At 64.5% G+C, this 23,650-nt stretch carries 25 protein-coding genes, 1 tRNA gene and 1 pseudogene; 12 read left to right on the top strand and 15 right to left on the bottom strand.

What is annotated here, in order from left to right:
• Positions 1–10: 10 nt before the first annotated feature.
• The 3 genes from J3474_RS02610 to J3474_RS02600 all read right to left on the bottom strand — a co-directional run bounded on the left by J3474_RS02610 (position 11) and on the right by J3474_RS02600 (position 757).
• Positions 11–86: transfer RNA gene (locus tag J3474_RS02610), tRNA-Ala, on the bottom strand.
• A 170-nt stretch (positions 87–256) separates the two neighbouring features.
• A complete protein-coding gene (locus tag J3474_RS02605; RefSeq protein ID WP_207093024.1) occupies positions 257–577 on the bottom strand; it encodes a TIGR02300 family protein in 321 nt (106 codons plus the stop codon).
• A gap of 9 nt (positions 578–586) precedes the next feature.
• Positions 587–757 (bottom strand): hypothetical protein, encoded by a 171-nt coding sequence (locus J3474_RS02600; RefSeq protein ID WP_007013785.1) that lies wholly within the window; start codon positions 755–757, stop codon positions 587–589.
• 25 nt (positions 758–782) lie between these two features.
• On the opposite strand from J3474_RS02600, the gene aroA reads away from it, so the two are divergent.
• The 7 genes from aroA (at position 783) to J3474_RS02565 (ending at position 6,693) form a co-directional block, all read left to right on the top strand.
• Positions 783–2,111 carry a 3-phosphoshikimate 1-carboxyvinyltransferase gene (gene aroA, locus J3474_RS02595; RefSeq protein ID WP_207093051.1) on the top strand — a complete coding sequence of 443 codons (1,329 nt, stop codon included), beginning with the start codon at positions 783–785 and terminating at the stop codon, positions 2,109–2,111.
• The gene (locus J3474_RS02590; RefSeq protein ID WP_207093023.1) at positions 2,108–2,389 is read left to right on the top strand and encodes a permease; all 282 of its coding nucleotides are present in this window, start codon (positions 2,108–2,110) and stop codon (positions 2,387–2,389) included. Before aroA ends, J3474_RS02590 begins: the two co-directional genes overlap by 4 nt.
• 53 nt (positions 2,390–2,442) lie before the next feature.
• A complete protein-coding gene (locus J3474_RS02585) occupies positions 2,443–2,700 on the top strand; it encodes a hypothetical protein (RefSeq protein ID WP_207093022.1) in 258 nt (85 codons plus the stop codon).
• A 38-nt stretch (positions 2,701–2,738) separates the two neighbouring features.
• Complete coding sequence (locus tag J3474_RS02580) at positions 2,739–3,371, top strand: d(CMP) kinase (protein ID WP_207093021.1); 633 nt, start codon at positions 2,739–2,741, stop codon at positions 3,369–3,371.
• A 221-nt stretch (positions 3,372–3,592) separates the two neighbouring features.
• Complete coding sequence (gene rpsA / locus J3474_RS02575; protein ID WP_007013780.1) at positions 3,593–5,296, top strand: 30S ribosomal protein S1; 1,704 nt, start codon at positions 3,593–3,595, stop codon at positions 5,294–5,296.
• Positions 5,297–5,432: 136 nt separating this feature from the next.
• Positions 5,433–6,197 (top strand): hydroxyacylglutathione hydrolase, encoded by a 765-nt coding sequence (gloB, locus tag J3474_RS02570; RefSeq protein WP_207093020.1) that lies wholly within the window; start codon positions 5,433–5,435, stop codon positions 6,195–6,197.
• A gap of 184 nt (positions 6,198–6,381) precedes the next feature.
• On the top strand, positions 6,382–6,693 hold the full coding sequence (locus J3474_RS02565) for a hypothetical protein (protein ID WP_232512673.1): 312 nt from the start codon (positions 6,382–6,384) through the stop codon (positions 6,691–6,693).
• A 213-nt stretch (positions 6,694–6,906) separates the two neighbouring features.
• Here J3474_RS02565 and J3474_RS02560 read toward each other — a convergent pair whose 3' ends face one another.
• From J3474_RS02560 to J3474_RS02525, 8 genes are all read right to left on the bottom strand, one after another.
• Positions 6,907–7,494 carry a hypothetical protein gene (locus tag J3474_RS02560; protein ID WP_083835203.1) on the bottom strand — a complete coding sequence of 196 codons (588 nt, stop codon included), beginning with the start codon at positions 7,492–7,494 and terminating at the stop codon, positions 6,907–6,909.
• Positions 7,487–7,981, bottom strand: a complete 495-nt coding sequence (locus tag J3474_RS02555; protein ID WP_207093019.1) for an ATPase — start codon at positions 7,979–7,981, stop codon at positions 7,487–7,489. Before J3474_RS02555 ends, J3474_RS02560 begins: the two co-directional genes overlap by 8 nt.
• 99 nt (positions 7,982–8,080) lie before the next feature.
• A complete protein-coding gene (locus tag J3474_RS02550; protein WP_007013775.1) occupies positions 8,081–8,305 on the bottom strand; it encodes a F0F1 ATP synthase subunit C in 225 nt (74 codons plus the stop codon).
• A gap of 36 nt (positions 8,306–8,341) precedes the next feature.
• Complete coding sequence (locus tag J3474_RS02545) at positions 8,342–9,127, bottom strand: F0F1 ATP synthase subunit A (protein ID WP_013832666.1); 786 nt, start codon at positions 9,125–9,127, stop codon at positions 8,342–8,344.
• 53 nt (positions 9,128–9,180) lie between these two features.
• Positions 9,181–9,501 carry an AtpZ/AtpI family protein gene (locus J3474_RS02540; protein WP_007013773.1) on the bottom strand — a complete coding sequence of 107 codons (321 nt, stop codon included), beginning with the start codon at positions 9,499–9,501 and terminating at the stop codon, positions 9,181–9,183.
• 339 nt (positions 9,502–9,840) lie between these two features.
• Complete coding sequence (locus J3474_RS02535; protein WP_207093018.1) at positions 9,841–10,236, bottom strand: YdbL family protein; 396 nt, start codon at positions 10,234–10,236, stop codon at positions 9,841–9,843.
• A complete protein-coding gene (locus J3474_RS02530; RefSeq protein WP_013832664.1) occupies positions 10,236–10,448 on the bottom strand; it encodes a YnbE family lipoprotein in 213 nt (70 codons plus the stop codon). Before J3474_RS02530 ends, J3474_RS02535 begins: the two co-directional genes overlap by 1 nt.
• A 71-nt stretch (positions 10,449–10,519) precedes the next feature.
• Entirely contained in the window at positions 10,520–13,714 is a 3,195-nt protein-coding gene (locus J3474_RS02525; RefSeq protein WP_207093017.1) for a YdbH domain-containing protein, read from the bottom strand.
• 53 nt (positions 13,715–13,767) lie between these two features.
• On the opposite strand from J3474_RS02525, the gene radC reads away from it, so the two are divergent.
• The 3 genes from radC to J3474_RS02510 all read left to right on the top strand — a co-directional run bounded on the left by radC (position 13,768) and on the right by J3474_RS02510 (position 17,200).
• On the top strand, positions 13,768–14,535 hold the full coding sequence (gene radC / locus J3474_RS02520) for a DNA repair protein RadC (protein WP_207093016.1): 768 nt from the start codon (positions 13,768–13,770) through the stop codon (positions 14,533–14,535).
• A 1-nt stretch (position 14,536) separates the two neighbouring features.
• On the top strand, positions 14,537–15,271 hold the full coding sequence (locus tag J3474_RS02515) for an NRDE family protein (RefSeq protein WP_207093015.1): 735 nt from the start codon (positions 14,537–14,539) through the stop codon (positions 15,269–15,271).
• A gap of 135 nt (positions 15,272–15,406) precedes the next feature.
• Complete coding sequence (locus J3474_RS02510) at positions 15,407–17,200, top strand: SLC13 family permease (RefSeq protein WP_207093014.1); 1,794 nt, start codon at positions 15,407–15,409, stop codon at positions 17,198–17,200.
• 12 nt (positions 17,201–17,212) lie between these two features.
• Here the strand turns inward: J3474_RS02510 and J3474_RS02505 are convergent, their stop codons facing one another.
• On the bottom strand, positions 17,213–18,388 hold the full coding sequence (locus tag J3474_RS02505) for an aminotransferase (protein ID WP_207093013.1): 1,176 nt from the start codon (positions 18,386–18,388) through the stop codon (positions 17,213–17,215).
• Positions 18,389–18,744: 356 nt separating this feature from the next.
• Between J3474_RS02505 and J3474_RS02500 the strand changes: the two genes are divergently transcribed.
• Both J3474_RS02500 and ftsH read left to right on the top strand, forming a co-directional pair.
• Positions 18,745–19,830: a DUF4118 domain-containing protein gene (locus J3474_RS02500; protein ID WP_207093012.1), complete on the top strand. Its 1,086-nt coding sequence runs from the start codon at positions 18,745–18,747 to the stop codon at positions 19,828–19,830.
• 120 nt (positions 19,831–19,950) lie between these two features.
• Positions 19,951–21,882, top strand: coding sequence for an ATP-dependent zinc metalloprotease FtsH (gene ftsH / locus J3474_RS02495; protein WP_007013762.1), 1,932 nt, complete (start codon positions 19,951–19,953; stop codon positions 21,880–21,882).
• A gap of 108 nt (positions 21,883–21,990) precedes the next feature.
• On the opposite strand, the gene J3474_RS02490 is transcribed toward ftsH, so the two are convergent.
• The 3 genes and pseudogenes from J3474_RS02490 to J3474_RS02480 form a co-directional block, all read right to left on the bottom strand.
• Positions 21,991–22,785: a ParA family protein gene (locus tag J3474_RS02490; protein WP_242528168.1), complete on the bottom strand. Its 795-nt coding sequence runs from the start codon at positions 22,783–22,785 to the stop codon at positions 21,991–21,993.
• A 67-nt stretch (positions 22,786–22,852) separates the two neighbouring features.
• The gene (gene rpoZ, locus J3474_RS02485; RefSeq protein WP_007013760.1) at positions 22,853–23,197 is read right to left on the bottom strand and encodes a DNA-directed RNA polymerase subunit omega; all 345 of its coding nucleotides are present in this window, start codon (positions 23,195–23,197) and stop codon (positions 22,853–22,855) included.
• Positions 23,198–23,301: 104 nt separating this feature from the next.
• Positions 23,302–23,650 (bottom strand): annotated as a pseudogene (locus tag J3474_RS02480) (phosphotransferase family protein); the annotation flags it as partial.

Raw genomic sequence — 23,650 nt, 5'->3', positions numbered from 1 at the left:
TATGTCGAAATGGTGGAGCCGAGGGGGATCGAACCCCTGACCTCTACAATGCCATTGTAGCGCTCTCCCAGCTGAGCTACGGCCCCGTCCATTTCAGCAGATCGAGCCTGGGAGGTTCGATCCGTTTCCCTTGCGTCAACCTTGGCTTCCGCTTGGGAGGCCGCCCTCTAGTGGGGGCATTCCCGGTTGGCAAGAGAGAAATTTGCGAGCGCGGAATTTTTTTGTCCGCGCCCGCCAATTCCTTCACGCAGCGCGCTTACTCGTCGCGATCGTCGTCGTCACCGCCTGCGCCGATGCCGAGATCGTCGTCGCCGCCGAGGTCGACGTCGTTGTCGGGCGAATCGCCGTCATCATCGATGTCGAGATCGTCATCGGCCAGATCGGAGTCCTCCTGCTCGGGGGCTTCCTTCTTCTGGACTTCCTCATAGGGAATCGGCTGCTTCGACTTCAGCACCGGTTCCGGATGCCACTCGTTGCCGCACTCAATGCAGGTAACCGGGTCGTCCTTGCCCAGGTCATAAAAGCGCGTGCCGCATTTCGGGCAGCCGTGCTTGGCGCCCCACTCAGGCTTTGCCATGAAACGTCCTCATCTTTCCGGCCCGAAGGAGCCGGGCGTAAATTCCGTGTCTTGATGGTGGGACAGGCGCGCAAAATCAAGCATGCCGGCCGCATCAGGGCGCGCGCCTTGCCATAGGCGGCCCGCGCTGTCAAAAGCCGCGCGATTTTGCAGCCCCTGATAGTCCGAAAGAAGTTCCATCGTGAGCCACGCCGACGCCGCCGCCATGCGCCCCCGCCGCTTCCTGCCGACCGGCCCGCTCAAGGGCAGGATTCGCGTCCCGGGCGACAAGTCGATCAGCCACCGCTCCATCATGCTGGGTGCGCTGGCCGTGGGTGAAACCCGCGTGACCGGCCTGCTGGAGGGCGAAGACGTGCTGGCAACGGCTGCAGCGATGCGGGCGATGGGCGCCTCGGTCGAACGCGTCGGCGACAGCGAATCTGGCGGCGAATGGGTGGTGAACGGCGTGGGCGTAGGCGCCCTGCTCCAGCCCGAGGCCCCGCTGGACATGGGCAATTCGGGCACTTCGACCCGCCTGCTGATGGGCCTGATCGCCAGCCACCCGATCACCGCCACCTTCATCGGCGATGCCAGCCTGTCGAAGCGCCCGATGGGCCGCGTCATCACGCCGCTCTCGCAGATGGGCGCCAGCTTCGAAGCGAGCGAGGGCGGGCGCCTGCCGCTGATCCTCAAGGGGACGTCGCCCGCGGTGCCGATCACGTATCGCCTGCCGGTCGCATCTGCGCAGGTGAAAAGCGCGGTCCTGCTCGCAGGCCTGAACACGCCGGGCAGGACGACGGTCATCGAACCCGTACCCACGCGCGACCATTCCGAACGCATGCTCAAGGGATTTGGCGCACAGCTCGAGGTCGAAGTCGAACCGGACGGCACGCGCATCATCACCGTGACCGGCGAAGCGGAACTTCGGCCGCAAGTCATCGACGTGCCGGGAGACCCTTCCTCTGCCGCGTTCTTCATCGTGGCCGCCCTCCTCGTTCCCGGCAGCGAAGTGCTGATCGAGAATGTCGGCCTCAATCCCACGCGCGCAGGCCTCGTTTCGGTCCTGCGCCAGATGGGCGGCGACATCACCGAGGTTAACCCGCGCGAAGTGGGCGGCGAGCCGGTCGCCGACCTGCTCGTCAAGCACTCGGTCCTCAAGGGCATCGACGTCGATGCGGAGATCGCGCCCGCCATGATCGACGAGTTCCCCGTCCTTTTCGTTGCTGCCTCGCTGGCCGAGGGCAAGACGACCACGAGCGGCCTCGACGAATTGCGTGTCAAGGAATCGGACCGCCTCGCCGTCATGGCCGCCGCGCTCACGGCAGCGGGGGCGCGCATCGAGGAGCGCGAGGACGGCCTCGTGATCGAAGGCACCGGCGGCGAAGCGCTCCCCGGCACGGAAGCGGCGATCGCCACGCACCTCGACCACCGAATTGCCATGTCGATGGCCGTGGCGGGTCTTGTCAGCCGTGGCGGCGTCGAAGTCGACGATACCCGTCCGATCGCCACCAGCTTCCCGGTTTTCGAATCGATGCTGGCCGGGCTGGTCGCATGATCCTGCCCATTTCCTCGCAACTGGCGAACGTCATCGGCTTCGCGGGGATGGCCTGCATCGTCTTCGCCTATGCCTACATCACCGGCCGCGAGAGGCCGAACCCGCTCGTGCAGCACGGCGTGAACCTGCTGGGGGCCTGCCTGCTGACGATTTCGCTGCTGGTAAACCTGAACCCTGCCTCGCTCGTGCTCGAGGGTTTCTGGGCCGCCATCGCAATCTGGGGCCTCGTCAAGGCCGTGCGCGATCGCACGTCCGGCACCCGGGCGAGGCAGAACTAAGCAATTCGGTAACCAGCCTCGCGTAGGATCCCTTCAGAAGCAGGGGACTTTCGATGCGACTGGCGCGACCCGGCGACGGGGACATTGTCACGATGGTCGCTCACGCGGTCTGGCGCATGCGGCGCGCGATCGCCCAGGCCCCGCTACTTCTGCTTGTCCCCGCAACGCTGCTGATCGCTGCGCTCACCGCCCCGCTCGGCGTGCTTGTGCCGCTGCTCGCCTGGCTTGTCCGACACTCATGGAACTACGAAGCCGAACTGACCGAGCTTTATGGACGCGACAGCCCGGAACTGGACGATATCGCGCGCTGACCTTGCCTAGCCTCGCGTGAAAGGCCAAAGGCAGCGCCATGATTATTGCCGTCGACGGACCAACCGCCTCGGGCAAGGGCACCATTGCCAGGGCCCTCGCCGCTCACTTCGGACTGCCGCATCTCGATACCGGCCTGCTCTACCGTGCGGTGGGCCGCCAGGTCATGCTGAACGGCGGCGACCCCGACGATGCCGGAGCCGCCCTTGCCGCCTGCGCCTTCCCCGACAGCCTGCTCGACGATCCCGAACTGCGCTCCGAAGCGACCGGGGGCCTTGCAAGCCGCGTTTCGATCCACCCGCCGGTGCGCAGCGCGCTCTACGAACGCCAGCGCGCATTCGCCCTGCAGAAGGGCGGCGCCGTGCTCGACGGCCGCGACATCGGCACCGTCATCGCTCCCGAGGCGGACGCCAAGCTGTTCATCGACGCCTCGGTCGAAGCCCGCGCCCAGCGCCGCTTCCTCGAAATGCAGGACCAGGGACGCGCGGTCTCGCTGGAGGCCATTGCCACCGACCTTGCCGCGCGCGACGAGCGCGACCGCAATCGCACGGATTCGCCGCTCGTGGCGGCGAATGACGCAGTGCTGATCGACACCTCCAGCCTGCGCCGCGAAGAGGCCATCGCCGCGGCCATCGCCGCCGTCGATGCGGCCATGGATCGCGCCCACGCCTGAAGGCCGCGCGAGGCCCCATTTCCCTTGCATTTTACCCCCCCGGGGCGTAGTGGCCGCCGGTCCGATGGGTCCTTGCGGCCTTGAGGACGCCGTGACCGGCATTCGGCCGCCGCGGCAGTTCGGCCCTTTGGCCCGGTCGTCGCATGGGGCGATGAGCGGAGAAAAGACCGGCGGATTCAACCGCCTGGCCGGAAAAATCGTTGAACAGGAAAGACCTGATAATGGCTACTTCTGCCAATCCGACTCGCGACGATTTCGCGAAAATGCTTGACGACCAGCTCGGCGGCGTCGCCGATGACGGTTTCGAAGGCCGCGTCGTCAAGGGTACCATCACCGCCATCGAAAACGACAAGGCCGTCATCGACGTCGGTCTCAAGAGCGAAGGCCGCGTGCCGCTGCGCGAATTCGCGCGCGGTGAAGCCGAGCACGGCCTGAAGGTCGGCGACGAAGTCGAAGTCTATGTCGACCGCGTCGAGAACGCCGAAGGCGAAGCGATGCTGTCGCGCGACCGCGCCCGCCGCGAAGCCGCATGGGACAAGCTCGAAAACGAATTCGGCGAAGGCAAGCGCGTCGAAGGCGTGATCTTCGGCCGCGTCAAGGGCGGCTTCACCGTCGACCTCGACGGCGCCGTTGCGTTCCTCCCCGGCTCGCAGGTCGACATCCGCCCCGTGCGCGACGTCACCCCGCTCATGGATGTGCCGCAGCCCTTCCAGATCCTCAAGATGGACCGTCGCCGTGGCAACATCGTCGTGTCGCGCCGCGCCGTCCTCGAAGAAACCCGCGCTGAACAGCGCAGCGAGCTGATCGACAAGCTGAGCGAAGGCCAGGTCATCGACGGCGTCGTCAAGAACATCACCGACTACGGTGCGTTCGTTGACCTGGGCGGCATCGACGGCCTGCTCCATGTCACCGACATGAGCTACAAGCGCGTCAACCACCCGAGCGAAGTGATCAACATCGGCGACACCGTCACCGTCCAGATCATCCGCATCAACAGCGAAACGCAGCGCATCTCGCTGGGCATGAAGCAGCTCGAGAGCGATCCGTGGGAAGGCGCAGCCGCCAAGTACCCGGTCGGCGTGAAGCTGAGCGGCACCGTCACCAACATCACCGAATACGGCGCCTTCGTGGAACTGGAGCCGGGCATCGAGGGCCTCGTCCACGTGTCCGAAATGTCCTGGACCAAGAAGAACGTCCACCCGGGCAAGATCGTTTCGACCTCGCAGGAAGTCGAAGTCATGGTGCTCGAGGTCGACTCCGACAAGCGCCGCATCTCGCTCGGCCTCAAGCAGGCTCAGCAGAACCCCTGGGAAGCCTTCGCCGAGAAGCACCCGGTCGGCTCGCAGGTCGAGGGCGAAGTCAAGAACGCCACCGAATTCGGCCTGTTCATCGGCCTGGACGGCGACGTCGACGGCATGGTCCACATGTCGGACATCGCATGGGGCATCTCGGGCGAGGACGCCCTGGCCCTGCACCGCAAGGGCGAGCAGGTCTCGGCCGTGGTTCTCGACGTCGACGTCGAGAAGGAACGCATCAGCCTCGGCATGAAGCAGCTTGAGCGCGGTGCTCCGGCCGCCGGCATCGCCGCTGCTGGCAGCACTCTGCGCCGCGGTGAAACCTGCACCGTCACCGTTCTCGAAGTCCGCGACGGCGGCCTGGAAGTCCAGGCCGGCGAAGATGGCGCCACCGGCTTCATCAAGCGTTCGGACCTCGGCCGCGACCGCGACGAACAGCGTCCGGACCGTTTCCAGGTCGGCCAGAAGGTCGATGCCATGGTCACCGGTTTCGACCGCTCGAAGAAGCCGAACTTCTCGATCAAGGCCCGTCAGCTGGCCGAAGAGAAGGAAGCGGTCGAGCAGTACGGTTCGTCGGACTCGGGTGCGTCGCTCGGCGACATCCTTGGCGAAGCGCTCAAGAATCGTTGATTCTCGGGCGTCCCGTCCGGGACACCGTAACCACATCACCAAGGGCCCGTCCGGAGCGATCCGGGCGGGCCTTTGCTTTGTGCAGGGCTTCAGATTACGGACATCGTCGCTACATTGATCCGCAGGAGAGATCCCGATGCTCGAAGTCCACCAGTTTCCCTGCCTGTCCGACAACTACGGCTTCCTGCTGCACGATCACGATAGCGAGGAAACCGTCTGCATCGACACGCCCGATGCCGACGAGTACCTGCGCCAGGCCGGCAAGAAGGGCTGGCAGATCACGCAGATCTGGAACACCCACTGGCACCCCGACCACGCCGGCGGCAACGAGACGATCAAGCGCGTCACCAATTGCTCGGTCACTGGCCCCAAGGCGGAAGCCGACAAGATCGCGGGGATCGACCGCATGGTCGGCCAAGGCGATGTCATCAGGATCGGGGACCGCAAGGCCTGCGTCATCGACGTCGGAGGCCACACGCTCGGCCACGTCGCATATCATCTGCCCGGTGCCCGGATGGCCTTCGTCGGCGATTCGGTGTTCGCCCTGGGATGCGGCCGCATGTTCGAAGGGACCCCGGAGCAGTTCTGGACCAGCCTCAAGCGGGTAAAGGCCCTGCCGGCTGAAACCATGCTCTACTGCGCACATGAGTACACTGCCGCCAACGCAAAGTTCGCGGTCCATGCCGATCCCGACAACGCCGAGCTTGCCGGCTATGTCGAAGAGATCCTGAAACACCGCGCCAACGATCAGCCCACTGTACCGATGAAGCTGGAACGCGAGCTGGCGACCAATCCCTTCCTGCGCGCCGACAATCCCCGGATGCAGGCCCGTTGGGGGGGCGGCGATGCCGTGGCCACGTTTGCGGCCCTCAGGCGCGCCAAGGACGATTTCAGGGGGTGATGCCGCCCCTTCGGGTTCGGCGCGCCTCCGGCAAGGCCAGGGGCATGTCAGCGCGCCGGGCCGCTTGCGGCAGCGATTAACGCTTCACGAGACTTGGATACCAATTTGAGACTACGCCATCTTGCCGCTTTCCTTGCTTTCGCTTGTTTGATCCAATCGGGAAACAAGAAACAGGGAGGCGTAAATGGCACGATCTTTACGCGTGTTGACCGATGAAGGAGAGCGGCTCCCCGAGCCCGCTACGTCGTTTGACGTGACCGCCGAGCTTGGCAAGCTGCTGGTAATGCTTCGCGAAGTCTGTCCGCCCAATGCCGATGTCAGCTTCGACTTCGACGGGCAGCTCCACGTTCGAATCGATGTGCGGCAGGTCGAGGAAGTCCGCCTGATCCAGTCGCTCCTGCCCAGCGTCGGCGTGGGCCTGTTCGACAACATCAGCCATGGCCGTACACCGCACAGGCCATTCTACCACCGCATCAGCGCCGTGGTGATCCACTAGGCTGGTGCGCGTATCCCGTTGCCTGTCGTCACCCCGATCTTGATCCGAAAGCCTGCCCGTTCGGGAAGAAGCAGCGGAAAAACAGAAGCCCCAACCAGTTCGGGGATAACGTGAGTGTGGCGCCGATCCCGCTGCGAAACGGCCCGGGTACGGACAACAAAAAAGCCCCCGCGAAGGCAGGGGCTTTCTTGTTTTTAGATCGTGGAGCCGGGCTCAGATAGAGCCGATGGCCTGATCTACGAATGCCTTGTCGGCAGTGGCCGAATGGTTCGCCTTGATCAGTATTCGGGCCGAAGCGGCAGCAGCGGCAGCGGCCTGGTTCTGCAGGTCGGTCACGGCAGCACGCTCGGCAGCACCGATCTTGTCCTGCGCCATCTTCTCGCGCCGCACGATCACATCGGCGGAGTCCTTCTCAGCCTTGGCGACGATCGCCTCGGCTTCGTGCCGGGCGTGATCGATCATCGCCGCCGCGTCCTTTTCGGCGTTGGCGATCTTGTCGGCATACTCCTTGCGCAGGGCTTCCGCCTCTGCGCGAAGGACCTTGGCCTCTTCGAGCTGCGCCTTGATGTCGGCAATCCTGGAATCGAGGCCGCCGGCGATCATCCTGGGCAGTCCCTTCCACAGGGCGATCAGGATCAGCACGATCATTGCCGAGCTGACGACCGCTACCGGCGGGGCAACGCCCAGTAGCAGAGGTTCGGCATGGTGCTCCACGGCGGCGTGGGTGTCCTGGGCTCCGGTGACTTCAGCGGCCTCGTGGGCAAGGCCCTGCTCGACCGCGGGGGAGACGTTCTCAGCCATGGACCAGGTTCTCCTTCACGGTCGCACGAACCGCGGCATCGTCGAGAGACAGGCCGGCGATGCGGCTGACGATATCGCGGGTGGCGTCGGCAGCGACGTCCTCGATCTCGGCGGCAGCCGACTTGCGGGCCTCCGCGATACGGGCTTCGGCTTCGGCCAGCTTCGTGTCGATCACGGACTGGGCGGCGGCAAGACGCTGATCGGTAGCGGCAGCGGCCTTGGTGCGGGCCTCGGCGATCAGGGCCTGAGCCTCGGCGCGATTGGTGTTCTCACGCACGCGCCATGCTTCCTCTTCCTCATTGGCCTGCTTGCGCGCGCGCTCTGCAGCGATGAGGTCGTCGGAAATCTGTTTGTCGCGCTGCGCAACCGTATCCATCACCTTCGGCACCATGCCCCGTCCGACGACGAAGAAGGTGAAACCGAAGAAGACCAGCAGCCAGAAGATCTGGCTGGAATAGGTCGCGGCTAGCTGTTCGATCTGAGGCATTGGTCAGCCCTGTCTCGAGGTGGCCGGTAAAAAACTTGCCCCCGCGAGCCGGCCGCTTCACCAAAGGGCGTTGGCGGCCGGTGCGGGGTTTGCGCGCGATCAGGCGAAGATCAGCAGCGCGGCAACAACGAACGAAAGCAGACCGAGAAGCTCGGCACCGGCGAAGCCGATGAAGAGACGGCCCTGCTGCGCGTCGGCAGCACCCGGGTTGCGCAGCGCGCCTTCGAGGAACTTGGCGAAAACGCTACCCACGCCGATCGAAGCGAGACCGCAACCGATCGCGGCGAGACCAGCACCAAGCAGCTTTGCAGCTTCTGCGTCCATTTCAAAAACTCCCTTTGGTAAACTTGAAGGATAAAATCAGTGAAGGTTCTCTGCGTCGTTCAGATAGACGCAGGTGAGAAGAGCGAACACGTAGGCCTGGATGCCGGCCACGAGCAGTTCCAGCGCGCAGATGCCGACCATCAGCACGAAGCTGGGCAGGCCGGCAATGGCGAACAGGCCGATGTTGGCGTTGCCCGAGCTGATCACGAAGCTCGAAAGCACTTCGAGCAGGACGTGGCCGGCCATCATGGCGACGAAAAGTCGCAGGCCAAGGCTGAACGGACGCACCAGGAACGAGATGAGTTCGACGAAGAAGATCGGAACAACCATCACCACGGGCGTGCCGTGCGGCACGAAGAGCGAGAAGAAGTGCAGCTTGTGCTTCACGAAGCCGACGATGAGCACGATCGAGAACGACAGGATCGAGAGCACGCCGGTGGCCGAGAAGTGGCTGGTGAACGTGAAGGGATGCAGGCCGATCACACCGAGCGGCAGCAAGCCAAGGAAGTTCGCGAAGAGAATGAACATGAACAGCGAGAAGATGTACGGAACGTACTTCTTGCCGTTGGGGCCGACGTTGGCGGCCAGCATTCCATCGACGAAACCGGTGAAGGTCTCGACCGCCATCTGCCAGCGACCCGGCACGAGCTGGCGCTTGGCGCCACCCGCAACGAAGACCAGCAGGGCGACGGTGGCGATAGCCATCCACAACGCACTGTTCGTAAAGGCGATGTTGTAACCCGCGATATTCCAGCCATCCGAGCCAAACAACGGCTGGATGCTGAACTGATGCATCGGATCGACCTTCGCTTCGGCTGCCACGCGAATTTCCCTGTCGCCAATGAACGACAGCGCCCTGTTCACCCCCCGTTGGGTCAATTCGGGCGCTGGTTCGAATTCCTTATAATATTTCTGAAGGCGACGAAGATTCCGAAGAACAACATCACCAACAGTCCCCAGGGCGAGGTCCCGGCAAAGTGATCAATCACCCAGCCAAGGAACAAGCCACCGGCAACACCTCCCAGCAAGTCGGCCAGGACGCGGTTTCCGGCGCGATAGCTCGCATCCGATTCCGCGCCTCCAACCGGCTTGTGACGCTGCTCTTCCCGCTCACGAAGGGCCTTGAGCCTTTCGTCCAGCGAATCGATGCGGGCGTCCTCACCGACAGGGTCCCGTGCGTTTGGCTCGTCGCTCATGCCTTCCCCCTTCGTGTTTGCACTCTATCGTGCACTCAACCCGGTTCGATCGACACAATCAACGGCTGCCCGCCGAGGGCGCCGCCCCCTTAGGGTGGGGGATTTGCCGAGTCAACCGTACCGCGCGTGGCACTCTTCAGTTGCAGACGCAGTATCGAAGCGCATCTGCGGAAAGCGCGCAAGAAGCCTAGTACCAATTGCCGATGCCGGAACAATAGCGCATCGGCGATACACCGGGCATCGTGCAAATCGAAAGGGACTGCAAGGCGCGTTTACCTTGCAGTCCCTTCACCAATTCGAATCGCGAATTCCTGGCCGGACAGGCCGCCCGGAAAAGAATTACGGGCAGCGCGGATCGCGTACCGGTGCACCGCCGTCGCGGACCTTCCAGGAGCCATCGGGCGCCTGATACTTTTCACCGGGCCTGGTTTCGAGAATCAGGCGGCACGCGGTCGCGAAGGCATATTCCTCGATCGTGCTCTTGCCTGCGGCCTTCTCGGTGTAGACGGCGCGGCGCTTGTTGTTGAGGTCCTTGACCATGGCGCGAACGTCCGGCGACGCATTGCCGACCACGCCGAGGTAACCATCGGTCTGCTCACCCACCTGCCCCGCAGCGCGCGCGGCGGCGTAGGCCGGGTCGCGATTCTGGGCGAAAGCCGCGCTACCGGCGCCCAGCGCCAACATGGCACCGGCGATGCCGATTGCGGCGACAGACTTGCGGAACAGACTTGCCATCAGAAAATCTCCGGGTTCTCGTCGATCGTATTGGCTGCATCCGCCGCCAACTTGTAGATCACTTCCTGCCTGATGTTGATGTTCAGCTCGATCACGATCGGCTTGTCGGGCGCGGAAACATTGATGCACCCCCCAAGCGCCGGGACCGTGCCCAACACCACCATCGCGGCGCATGCGGCGCGCCAGCCGGACCGGGGCCTTCCCTGCTGCATCGTCAACTCCCCTCGGCCGAACATGGCGGGGTATGTTGCAGCCGGAACGCTTCCGGTCAATTCGCAGGATTTCATGGATTATTCTCGCTGACTGGAGGCTGAATGGCGATGGATGGAGGCTGCGGCCTCACTTTCCCGTCCCGGTCGATCAGACCGAGCGTTCGCGGATCGGTGAGATAAGTCGGATCGTAAAGCGAGCGCATCGAGCCGAACAGGCTGAAGAACGGCGCCTTGATGTTGAGAATGAAGCGAATCGGCAGCTTGGCAACCTGCCTGGTCAGGAAGTTGCTCTTGGCCCCTGCCCCCTGGCTCAATCCGTCGAAGCTGATACGGGTCACGATCTCGCCGGAGAGGGATCCGCCGAGGCCGATCTCCATGCTCTTGTAGTCGACCGACCTGAGGGCATTGAAGGCGAAATTGCCCATCGCCGAGAGGTCCTTGTAAGTCAGCGCGCCGATGTAGGAGACATTGCCGCCCGGCTCGCGCGACTTGAGGTAGCCGTTCTCGATCCGTCCGCCGTCCTCGTCGAAGACCAGCGGCAGTTCGCCGTCGAACACGCCGGATGCATTGATGTTCGAGAGATCGAGGTGCTGGACGAAAGTCGCCGCGTCGAGCCCGGTCACCTTGAGCGTGTAGTTGCGCGTCTCGGCAACGCCGATGCGCATGCGTGCAGGTTCCAGCGTCAGCGTGCCGTCCATAAACGGCCAGTGCGCACCGTTTACCACCAGCAGATAGTCGGGCTTCATCTCGAAGGAGAGGACGCCGTCGTTCACCTCTATGCCCGGGTTGATCGAGGCGATCCTGAGCTTCTGGTCAGGTGCCGTAACAAGGCCGAGCAGGTCGGTGAAGCGCACTTCGCCGGAAAGCCCCTTCACCGGGCCGAAGGCGGCGGCGAAGTCCACGCCATCGGTTGCAAAGCGACCGCGGCTGCTCACGCCCGCCTCGTTCCAGTCGATGCGACCGGTGCCTTGCACCGATCCTTCGAGATTAGAGACCACACCCAGCGCGAGATGGGACAGTGTGTCCGCCTGCAGCGATTTGTCGAAAGTGATCCCCCTGACCGTCAGGTCCGCGTGACCGCTGGCATCCATGAGATTGTGAACAATGTCGGCTCGCACAACCTCGCGATCCGAGCGCGGCTCGCGCATCACCGCTTGGGCAGTGACCACATTGTCGGCAAGACGCAAGGTGGCGTCGCGGGCGACAACCGGCTCGAAACGCGCCACCTTCTCGCGGTCGACCAGCGTGAAGCTCGCCTTGTCGATGGTCAGGACACCATCGGCGTAGCGCCAGTCCCCGGCCGTCTGATGAAGGTCGAGCGGCACGGCATAGAGCGCGACGTCCGCCTCATCGAACTTCCCGCCGATATCCTTGCCCACGAGCGCATCGAGGTGGGTCACCCTGAACCGGGAAGCGCTGTCAGCAGCCCCCAGTTCGACATCGAGTGCTTCGGCCGAGACGGCGCCGGGATTCGATCCCTTCTGGGCGTAGCCGATGGCTCCGCTGGAGAGGCGGATCGGGGTTTCGCCGAGGTGTCCGGCGAGATCGAGTGAAGGAACGCCGGCAGCCACCTCGAATCGGCCGGACCGGCTACGCAAGACCGGGCCTCCCGCGGCAGGGCAGACTTGCAGGCTCCGCTTGTCGATCGTCAGGTTGGCAAAGGCGAGACGGTCGAAACCGATCGTCGTGCACCGCGGCCAGACGCTCAGATCCCCGTTCGCCGCCCAGTCGCCATGGATCGGCAGGATCAGGTTTTCGGCGCTCCCGCCCGGCAAGGCGCCGGTCAATCGGGCGCTGCCGGTAAAGCCGAGACTGCCGCCCGGCGCCTGCACCAGATCGAGCGCGGGCAGGGCAAGGCGCGTGTCGCCCGCGCGGTATTCGGGCATTTCGACATGCATCGAAAGCCCGCCATTGTCGCCGGATTCCATGCGCCCCGCGATCCTCGGCAGGCCTTGCCCGCCAGTCGCGAAATTGCCGGTCAGGCGCGGCGCACTTCCGGAGAACATGGCCTGCACGCGCGAAAGCGTCAGCAAGGCCTTGCCGCTGCCGCCCCGCACGGAGCCGCGCGGGACGACGAGGCTGATACCCTCACGCGAGTGCCGCAGGATCAGGCTCGCTTCGAGAGTGCTCCCCCGCGTCTCGCGCCGGAGCGCCTTGCGGACCTGGCTTGCCACCGGCCCCAGAAAAGTGCCTTCGCCCGAATGCGCGGCATCGGCAAGGGTCCGGTCGAGCTGTGCGCCAAGCGCCAGCCCCTTGCCCGAAAGTTCGCTTTCGACATCGATCCGCGCAAGGCCGGCATTCGAACGCACCCGGCCGTCTATCCCCAGGCTGGCCATCCGCGCCTGCGGCGTCGCCAGACCGCGCGCGGTAAAATCGTAGCGGGCGTTGAGCGTCTGCTTGCGATAGCTGACCTGCGCCTTGCCCGAAGCCCCGTCGAAGCGGTTGCTGGCGTAGTGGCCCTTCCCGGCCGTCAGGCCGATGCTGCCTTCACCGCCGTCGAGCGCCTTGTCGAAAGTGAAGTCGATCTTCGCTGCGGAGTTGGCGAGCGCCAGATCCTGATCCGCGCAATCGAGGCTCGCGAACCGCAAGGGCCCGGCGAAGCGCGGCCTTTGCGAGGCTATCGAAATCTTGCCGTAAAGACTGGCCTTGCCGGTCTCGCAGCCAGCCATGGTCAGGCCGGGCGCCACTGCCGCCAGTTCGCCTGCGAACCCACCGCGCAAAGGCCCTTGCCCTGCGATCCGAACCCCGATCCGGCCATGCTCGCTCTCGACCAGGCCGCGTCCGTCGACGATCTTCAGATCGTAGTCCGGCATCGCGAAAGGTTCCTTGCCTCCCGTGAACAGCACCTTGTCGAGCGTGCCGAAGCTGGGACGATTGCCATGCATCGTACCGTAAAGGCGCGGCTTGACGATTGTGATCCGGCCGATCCCGGGAATGCCCCAGTTCAGGCGCGTCCGGACGCGAATTTCCTCGATGGTCAGATCCGGCCTGTCCGGATCGCCGATCGACAGGTTGCGGATCACCTGTTCCGAGGGACCGATGCTGACGACCTCGTAGCGTGCGGGCAGGCCCAGCGAATCGAGTTGGCTCGCAATGAAGTTGTCGGCAATGTCCTCACGCAGGAGCCAGACGGTACCGCCGGCCACCGCGGCAAGCGCCAGAACGCCTGCCAGCGGCGCGCGCCAGCGACGTCGCCGCCGGGCTTCGCCCGGTAGCGGTTCAGGTGTCTCGATTCCTTCGACAGGCTGGTCTTCGTCTTGCGCCATCCGCTCCATCACTTGCGCTGGCCGTGCCGGAAAGGCAATTGTTTGTGCAGGATATGCCAGACCAAGCCCCACTCTTCGATGAACGCGGCACCGATTCCGGCGACGGAATGGCGCATGACGAGGCCCCGCGAGAAAGCACCAAGGCGGGCGGCAACGATCCGGCCGGTCATCGCGCGCGCCTTCGAAGGCGGCTGATTGAGGGCGGGGACGAGGCTCTGGCGGATCATGAGGTCATTGAACTCCTCCTGATGCAGGCCGTTCCCCGCCGCGACATGAAACCGCTGGCGCGCAGCCTGCTCCAGCGCTTCGGCTCTCTGGCGGGGGTTCTGCAGGCTGCGCCGCGCACGCTTGCCGCGCATCCGGGCATGGGCGAGGCGAGTGCCGTCGCCCTGCGTATCGCCACAGTCGCCGCCACGCGGCTGGCCCGGCAGAAAGTGCGCGAGGCGCCGGTCATAGGATCGTGGCAGGCCCTGATCGACTACCTGACCATCGACATGGCCCACCTCACCCTCGAACGCGTACGGGTGCTCTACCTCAATGCGAAGAACATGCTGATCCTCGACGATCTCGTCGGCGAAGGCTCGATCGACGAGGCCGCGATCCACCCGCGCGAAGTGATCCGGCGAGCGCTGGACCTGGGCGCGACGGCCTTGATCATCGTCCACAACCACCCGTCCGGCTCACCCGAGCCCAGCCGCGCCGACATCGATGTGACCAACCGCATCGCCGAGGCTGGCAGGCTGCTCGGCGTCACGGTCCACGATCATGTCGTCATCGGCCGCGAGGGCCACGTCAGCCTGCGCGCCAAAGGCCTGATCTGAGATGTGCGTCGCCGCCATCGCCTGGGACGCTCACCCCGACTGGCTCCTTGTCGCCATTGGCAACCGGGACGAATTTCACGCCCGTCCGGCCGCTCCGCTCGCCCCCTGGAACGATGGCAGCGGGATCATTGCCGGCAAGGACCTGCTGGGGGGCGGGACCTGGCTCGGCCTCAGCGAGGCGGGCCGCTTTGCGCTGCTCACCAACTTCCGCGTGCCGGAAGGTTCCCGTCCCGGCAGGCCGAGCCGGGGGAAACTCGTCACCGACCTGCTCGAAGGCCGGGATGCGGAGGGCCTGGGGCAGATGAATGCCTTCAATCTGGTCGAGGCCGACCACGGCGAAGCTCGGTTCCACACCAATTACCCACGTCTGGAGAGCCGCCGCCTGACGCGCGGGATTCACGGCTTGTCGAACGGCGGCTTCGACGTTCCATGGCCCAAGACAGTCCAGTTGCAACAAGCCCTCGCGGCGTGGCTGAAGCAATCCGCTGCGGAGATCGCACCGCTGCTCTCCAGCCTGCGGTCGGATACGCCGCCCGCCGAAACGGCACCGATCGAGAACGGGCCCGAGCCGCAATTTGCACCGATTTTCATCCGAAACGAAACTTATGGCACCCGCTGCAGCACCGTGGTGACTATTACGCGAAGCGGGCATGGCCTGATCCACGAACGCAGCTTTTCCGCCACTGGCGAGGTTACCGGGGACAGATCCCTCGCCTTCCGCTGGCCCCTCGATTGACCCCGCCCCGCGCGTGGACCAGCAATTGCGCATCACCTGTGAAAACTTTTCTTTTCTTGCGCATCGGCGGTTTGCCGGTAACTCCTCGCCCCGGGGAATGCATTCCCGGGTGCGGCGTGTAGAACAGGGATAACGATGATCTTCGGAATCGATGCGGGTTCGCCGGCCGTGATGGCCGTGCTCCTGCTGCTGCTGTTCCTGGCCTTCGCATTCGAGGTGGCCGCGCCCGAAGTCGTCGCTCTCGTGCTGGTCTCCGTCCTGCTCCTGCTGGGCGTTCTCTCGACCGACGACCTGCTCGATTCGATGGGCAATCCAGCGCCGCTGACCATCGCCTGCATGTTCATCGTCTCGTCCGCCATGGTGCGCACCGGCGCGCTGGACCTGATGGCCAGCAAGATCACCGGGCTGGGCAAGCGGCGGCCGACACTGGCCATCGCGGTTTTCCTCGCGACGATCGCGACGCTTTCGGCGTTCACCAACAATACCCCGCTGGTGATGATGATGATCCCGGTCGGCATGGCGCTGGCCAAGGAACTGCGGATCACACCATCGAAGATCCTGATGCCGATTTCCTTCGCGGCGGTCCTTGGCGGCACCGTGACGCTGCTGGGCACCTCGACCAACATTCTGGTGGACGGCGTCGCCCGCAAGGCGGGCCTTGCGCCCTTCTCGATCTTCGAGATCGCTCCGGTCGGCGCGGTCGTGGCTATTGCCGGCGTCATCTGGCTGGCAATCAGCCACCGCCTCCTGCCCGACCGCCAGACCGTTGCCGGGCTCACCACCCAAGGGGAAAACAAGCGCTTCATCGTCTCGATCTTCGTCGAGGCCGGCTCGCCCTACATCGGACAGAACCCGCGAGAGATCGATCTTCTTTCGCGTTCCGAGCGCCGGCTGGTCGACGTCCTGCGCGACGACCAGTCGCTGCGGCGCGATTTCGATCACTGCCAGCTGGAAGAAGGCGACATCCTTGTCGTGCGCACCTCGGCGGCAGACCTGATGACCATCAAGGAGCGCGGCGACCACGCTCTAACCGATTCATCGGCCGATCCGCATGTCGTGCAATTGTCCTCGCGCAACTCGGTCATGGTCGAGACGCTGCTTGCGCCGGGCGCGGGCATCATCGGCCATACCCTGGCCGACCTGCGCCTGCGCCGCCGCTACGGCGTCTATCCCATCGCGCTGCACCGCAAGGGCACCAATCTGCAGAAGCGCTACGAGGACGTGCCGCTGCAGGTAGGCGACACCCTGCTGCTCGAAGGCGCACAGGAGGACCTGCGCAGGCTCGTCGAGGACCAGCAGCTGGTCAACATCGCCGAGCCAACAATCCGCGGTTTCCGGCGCAACAAGGCCTGGATCGCGGTCGCCACGATGCTCGGCATCGTCGTGGCCGCCTCGTTCAATCTCATGCCCCTGGCAGGTCTTGCGGTGCTGGGCGTCGCAGTCGTGCTGGGCTGTCAGTGCGTCGAACCCGACGAGGCATTCAAGTCCGTCGACTGGCGCATCATTGCCCTGATCATCGCCATGCTTTCGATCGGCACTGCGCTGGAAAAGACCGGACTGGTCGAATCGGTCGTGCATCTGGCCACCCCCTGGCTCGGAACGATGGGCCCGATGGTGGCGCTCGCGGCGATCTACCTGCTCAGCCTGGTCCTGACCGAACTGGTCACCAACAACGCGGTAGCCGTGGTGGTCACGCCCATCGGGATCCATCTTGCCCAGGCGCTGGGCGTCGATCCGCGCCCCTTCGCGGTCGCGGTGATGTTCGCCGCGTCGGCCAGCTTCCTCACCCCTATCGGCTACCAGACCAACACCCTTGTCTATGGCGCCGGCGGCTATCGCTTCTCCGACTTCTACAAATACGGCTTCCCGCTGACGGCGCTGGTCACGGTCACCACGCTGATCATGATTCCCCTGATCTGGCCGCTCTGACGCGACAGTCCGTCAGGTCAGGTTGAGCCGGAACGCCGCCAGCCGCGCTACGGCCTCGTCGAGAATCGCGTCAGGCTTGGTAAAGCAGAAGCGCACGATGTGCTCGGGCCTGCCCTCGCCTTCGTAGAGCTCGGAAACCGGGATCGTGGCGACGCCAGCCTCGAGGATCGCGCGCTCTGAAAAATCGCGGTCGCGAATGGGCAGTCCCGAAGCCGCCAGGTCGACGCAAAGGAACCAGGTGGCCTGGTTGGGCAGAACGGCGAATCCGGCGCGGTCCAGCCCGGCCATGAGCCTAGCGCGCGAAGCGGCCCATGCAGCGCGCTGATCGTCCAGCATCGCGTCGGGCAGGGTAAGACCTTCGGCCACGGCCCACTGAAGCGGCGGTGCGCTCGCATAAGTCAGGAACTGGTGGGCCCTGGCCAGCCCATGGCCGACATCGCCCCTGCCGATCATCCAGCCGATCTTCCAGCCCGTCACGCCAAAGATCTTGCCTGCCGAGCCGATCTTCACGCAGCGCTCGGCCATGCCGTCGAGCTGCATCAGGGAACGATGGCGCTTCGCGTCGAAGCGCACCTCCTCCCAGACTTCGTCGCAGATCGCGATGAGTTCGCGTTCGACGCAAAGGCGCGCAATCGCCGCCAGTGCCTCCTCGCTCGCCACGGTCCCTGCCGGATTGAGCGGATCGTTGAGTATCAGCAGCCGTGTCCGCTCGGTCAGCACCGCCTCTATTGCCGAAATCTCGTAACGGAAATGAGGCGGCACCAGAGGCACCGAAACGGGCACGCCCCCCGCTCTGAGGACCATCGGCGCATAGGCATCGTAGGCCGGCTGGAACAGCACGACCTCGTCTCCGGGCTGGACGAGCGCCAGCAGCGATGCGGCAATTGCCTCTGTCGCTCCGGAAGTTACGGTCACATCCTGAGGATCGACCTCAAGCCCCTGACGCCGCGCGTAATAGCCGCAAACCGCCTCGCGCAGTTCAGGCAAGCCCACGCCGGGAGGATACTGGTTCGACTTCTCGCGCAAGGCGCGCACCGCCGCCTCGATCACCGGTGCGGGACCGGGACCATCGGGGAAGCCCTGCCCCAGGTTGATCGCCCCGGTTTCGCGCGCGAGCGCCGACATCCGGTCGAACACGGTCCTTTCCATCTGCGCATAGACGGGATGGACCCGGCTGGACGACAACATGACTCAACTGCTCCTTTACCGGGGCGGGACGAATTGAAGACCGAAGCGATAACTTTCAAGCTGCCCGAAAGCACCTGTCCCTGTCGCCCCCGGGCGCATTACCTTCAAACCTTTTGCGCTGCGAGCCCGTCTCAGCCCCCTCAGTTAAATCCATGAAATCGAACAGGAAGCGCCGGTTTGCCCTCTTGCCAGCGTCGGGCTACGAACATGCCTTTCTGGAACTTGATCTGCGTTCAAGCGTCTATCGCCTTGAAGCTGGACGATTCGATGCAAGGGACCTCAATGCGAATCGCCCTGGCAATGACCGCAAGAGAGATAAGCAGCCCGGATCGGCAGGACCGTTCCCTGCCAACCCCATGGGGACTGACTTGAGCAAGATCAGCCGATTCACCGAACGCCTGCCGCTGCTGAGCGGCATGCCGCCGGTGCAATATGGCGTGACGCTTGCGCTGTGCCTGCTGGCCCTGCTGCTGCGCTGGGAACTCGATGGCGCTTTCCCTCCGGGCTACCCTTATCTGACGTTCTTCCCGGCTGTCATCATCACCTCGTTCCTGTTCGGCCCGCGCCCGGGCATCGTCGCGGCCGTGCTCTGCGGCCTGTTCGCGTGGTATTTCTTCATCCCTCCGCGTCTCTCCTTCCACGGCGACAGCGGAACCGTAACCGCGCTGCTGTTCTATGGCGGTGTGGTCGCAGTCGACATCGGCCTCGTCCACCTGATGCAGGCCGCGAACCGCAGGCTGCTCGATGCACGGGAGAACGTGCGTGAGCTGGCAGAAGAGCGCGGGCGGCTTGCCGATCGCAGCGAACTGCTGTTTCAGGAAATGCAGCACCGGGTCGGTAACAACCTGCAGATGATCGCGGCGGTCCTGTCCCTCCAGCTGCGCGGACTGAACGAGCCGAGCGCACGCAACGCCCTGTCCGACGCCGTCTCGCGCCTGCAGGTGATCGGGCGAATCCAGCGCCAGCTCTACCGCCCCGATGGCGATCTCATGCCGCTCGACAGCTTCATCCGCGAAGTCGTGGGCCAGTTGATGGCCTCCAACGGCAGGCCCGGGATCGCGTGCAACATCGAAGCGGACTCCGGTATCGTTCTCAGGCCCGGAACTGCCGTTCCGCTTGCCCTGATTCTCTCGGAAGCGGTGGCCAATGCGCTGGAGCATGGGCTTTGCGAGCGCGAGAGCGGAACGATTCTCGTGAAGGTCCTCCAGCGGGACGACGACATCCTCCTCTCTGTCGAGGACAATGGCGCCGGTCTGCCCGACGGGTTCGACCTCGAAAAGGCGGACAGCGTGGGCCTGCGCATCTCGCGGCTGCTCAGCCAGCAACTCGAGGGCCGGATGATCCTGGAAAACCACGGTTCTGCGCCCCATTTCGATGGCGCGCGGATGACGATGGTTCTACCTGCATCGCAGATGCGAGCGCCGGAGAATGGCCCTCTTTGACACGAGGCGGGCCAACTGCCTGCAACGACCTGTCGATTCGATCAGTCTATACGGCTTCGCTAACTTGCGATTCAGCCATGCGCGCTTACATTGGCGGACGAAAGGACGGTTTATCCGACAATGAACGACGACCAGCCCAACGGCAATCCCTGGGTCAAGAGCCTCCTCGTCTGGGGTGGCATCTTCCTTGCACTGCTCATGGTGGTTTCCATGTTCAGTTCGCGCAGCGACGCTGGCCCGATGATTCCCTATTCCGATTTCCGCGCCAAGGTTGCCGAAGGCAGCGTGATGGCGGTCGAGATCGGCGAGGAACGCATCGATGGCCAGATGAAGAACGGCGACACATTCTCCACCGTGCCAGTTCCTGGCGACACCACCCTGACGCAGCTGCTCCAGGCCAATGACGTCAAGTATGCCGGCAAGGCGCCCGAGGAAGGCAACCTGCTGGTCTACATCCTGGCCCAGACCCTGCCCTTCCTGTTGATCGTCGGCATTGCGTTCTTCGCGCTGCGCCAGGTCCAGAAAGGCGGTGGCTCGGGTGCGATGGGCTTCGGCAAGTCGAAGGCGAAGCTGCTCACCGAACGGTCGGGCCGCGTTACCTTTGCAGACGTCGCGGGCATTGACGAAGCGCGCGAGGAACTGGAGGAAATCGTCGAGTTCCTGCGCGATCCCTCGCGCTTCTCCAAGCTCGGCGGCCAGATCCCCAAGGGCGCGCTGCTGGTCGGCTCGCCCGGTACCGGCAAGACGTTGCTCGCCCGCGCCATCGCGGGTGAAGCGGGCGTTCCCTTCTTCACCATCTCCGGTTCGGACTTCGTCGAAATGTTCGTGGGCGTGGGCGCCAGCCGCGTACGCGACATGTTCGAGCAGGCGAAGAAGAACGCACCGTGCATCGTCTTCATCGACGAAATCGACGCCGTGGGCCGTCACCGCGGCCATGGCCTCGGCAATTCGAACGACGAGCGCGAGCAGACGCTGAACCAGCTGCTGGTCGAGATGGACGGCTTCGAGGCCAACGAAGGCATCATCATCATCGCCGCGACCAACCGTCCGGACGTGCTCGACCCCGCGCTGCTGCGCCCGGGCCGCTTCGACCGCCAGGTCGTCGTGCCGGTTCCGGACATCGAGGGCCGCGAGAAGATTCTCGAAGTGCACATGAAGAAGGTGCCGCTTGCCCCCGACGTCAATCCGCGCGTCATCGCCCGCGGTACGCCGGGCTTCTCGGGCGCGGACCTCGCCAACCTCGTCAACGAGGCCGCCCTGCTTGCCGCGCGTCGCAACAAGCGTCTCGTGGCCATGCAGGAATTCGAGGACGCCAAGGACAAGGTCATGATGGGCGCGGAACGCCGCTCGATGGTCATGACCGACGACGAGAAGAAGATGACCGCCTATCACGAGGCCGGCCACGCGATCGTCTCGCTGAACGAAGAAGCTTCGGACCCGATCCACAAGGCAACGATCATCCCGCGCGGCCGCGCGCTGGGCATGGTCATGCGCCTGCCGGAACGCGATTCCTACTCGTATCACCGTGACAAGATGCTCGCGAACCTCTCGGTCGCGATGGGCGGCCGCGTCGCCGAGGAAATCATCTTCGGACACGACAAGGTCTCCAGCGGCGCCTCGTCGGACATCCAGTATGCCACCAGCCTGGCCCGCAACATGGTCACCAAGTGGGGCATGTCCGACAAGCTCGGCCCGCTGCAGTACGAAGAGCAGCAGGAAGGCTACCTCGGCATGGGCGGCTCGCATCGACTGATGGCCTCCGACGAGACCAACAAGCTGATCGACAGCGAGATCCGCCTGCTGGTCGACACGGCCCATGCGCGCGCCACGCAGATCCTCAACGAGAAGAACGAGCAACTGCATCTGCTCGCCAACGCCATGCTCGAGTACGAGACGCTCTCTGGCGACGAGATCAAGCAGCTCATGGATACCGGCGAGATCGACCGGCCAAGCGAGCCGAGCGGCAAGGGCAAGCCCGCGCGCGTGGCCGGGTCCTCGATTCCCAAGGCCGGCAAGCGCTTCTCCGGAGGCACAGCGCCGCAAGGGGCCTGATCCAGCGGATAGCATACCGCGGTTTTCCCTCGGGAAAATGCAGGAGGGGGCGGCGAGCAGAGATACTCACCGCCCCTTTTGCTTGCCTGCCCGCTTCGGCCCGACCGCCTATTTGCGGCGTTCAGCCAGCTTGCGCTCGATCGCATTCCACAAGAGCGCGAACTGCTTCGCAGCCGGACTCTGGGGCGCGAAAGCCCCGACGGGCTGCTGGCGAACCGCGCTTTGCTCCACTACGCTGGCATAGGGGATGGCAGGCCAGTTCGGATGCTCCTTGAGCACTTCGCGGTGCAGCCCGCGCCGCAGGTCGAGCATCGAGAGTACCGGCAGGATCGGCGGATGCTTGCGGGTATTGCCCGCGATCTCCCGAACCACGAGATCGAAGGCCCGCGACGAAAGCGGCGATGGCGGCAACGGCACGATGACGAGATCCGCTGCGCGCACGACCTGCGCGCTCACCTCGTTCATTACCGGCGGGCAATCCAGGATGATACGATCGTAGTCGGTCGCCAACTGCGCGGTAAGCTTGGCGAGACGCTTGCGCTTGCCGATCTGGATGAGCTTGGTGTCGAGCGCGCGCAGACTCTCGTCGGCCGGCAGAACGTCGATGCCATCGATGGGGGTATGCTGGATCAGCCGCTCGGGAGATTCTTCTTTCGAGAACACATCCTCGGCATGGCGCGATCCCCTGGGCTCAAGGTCGAACAGGAAGGCCGAGCCACCGGCTGCATCGAGATCCCACAGCAGGGTTCGATGCCCGGACAAGTTGGCCGCGCACCACGCAAGATTGGCGGCGAAGGTGGTCTTACCTACGCCGCCCTTGACACTGTATATGGCGATTGTCGCACCGGAGGGCTTCGCCCTCCCGGATGATCTGGCACTGGTGCTGCCGGCTATGCGGGGCAGTGTACGTTTCTTTCCACTCACCCCGCAGAGACTTGCCGGTCAACCTGTCCCAGTCAACCTTAGACCGTCAGCCGTCGTAATCGCCGCCGATCGAGGTGTTGCGGGTCGGCGCCGAAGCGGTGATCCGCAGGGCCTCGGCCGACTGGCTGAGCGAGCCGACATCGTCCATCTCGTCATCGTCGTCGGGCAGGACGCGCTGCATCGAGGTGATGAGCGTTTCCTTGAGCTCGGCGGGACGAACCGTCTGCTCGGCGATCTCGCGCAGGGCAACAACCGGATTCTTGTCACGGTCGCGGTCGACGGTCAGCTCCGCACCACCTGAGATCTCACGCGCACGCTGTGCGGCAAGCAGGACGAGATCGAAGCGGTTGGGAATCTTGTCGACGCAATCTTCGACAGTAACGCGCGCCATGGGCACTCCGTAAGAATCTGCTGGTTCGGAAAGGCCGGCCAATAGGCAGATGGGCCGGGAAAGTCAAGAAAACGCGGGGGAGGCGCATTTGCGCCCCTTCCCTGTCAGCCCAGTTCTCCGCGCGAGGCCTGCAGCGCGAGCCGGGCGAGCTCTGGAAAGGCCTCGGCGCGTTCCTTTGCCTGTGCGTTGGCTGCGGTGCCGCGGATCACGCGGCCCTTGATGCCGTGGAAGATCGCGGCGAGGCGGAAGAAGTTGAAGGCCATGCAGTAGCGGTAACCCGGCATGTCCTTGCGCCCGGTGCGCCGGCAATAGGCCGCGACGTAGTCCTTCTCGCTGGGAATGCCCAAGGCGACGATGTCGGCTCCGGCCAGCCCGGCCACGATATGCGGCGGCATGTGGTACATCATCGCGTGATAGGCGAAGTCTGCCAGAGGATGGCCCAGCGTCGACAGT

Source organism: Novosphingobium sp. PY1 (assembly GCF_017312445.1).
Classification (GTDB): Bacteria; Pseudomonadota; Alphaproteobacteria; order Sphingomonadales; family Sphingomonadaceae; genus Novosphingobium.
This window is presented reverse-complemented; position numbering and strand designations above follow the sequence as displayed.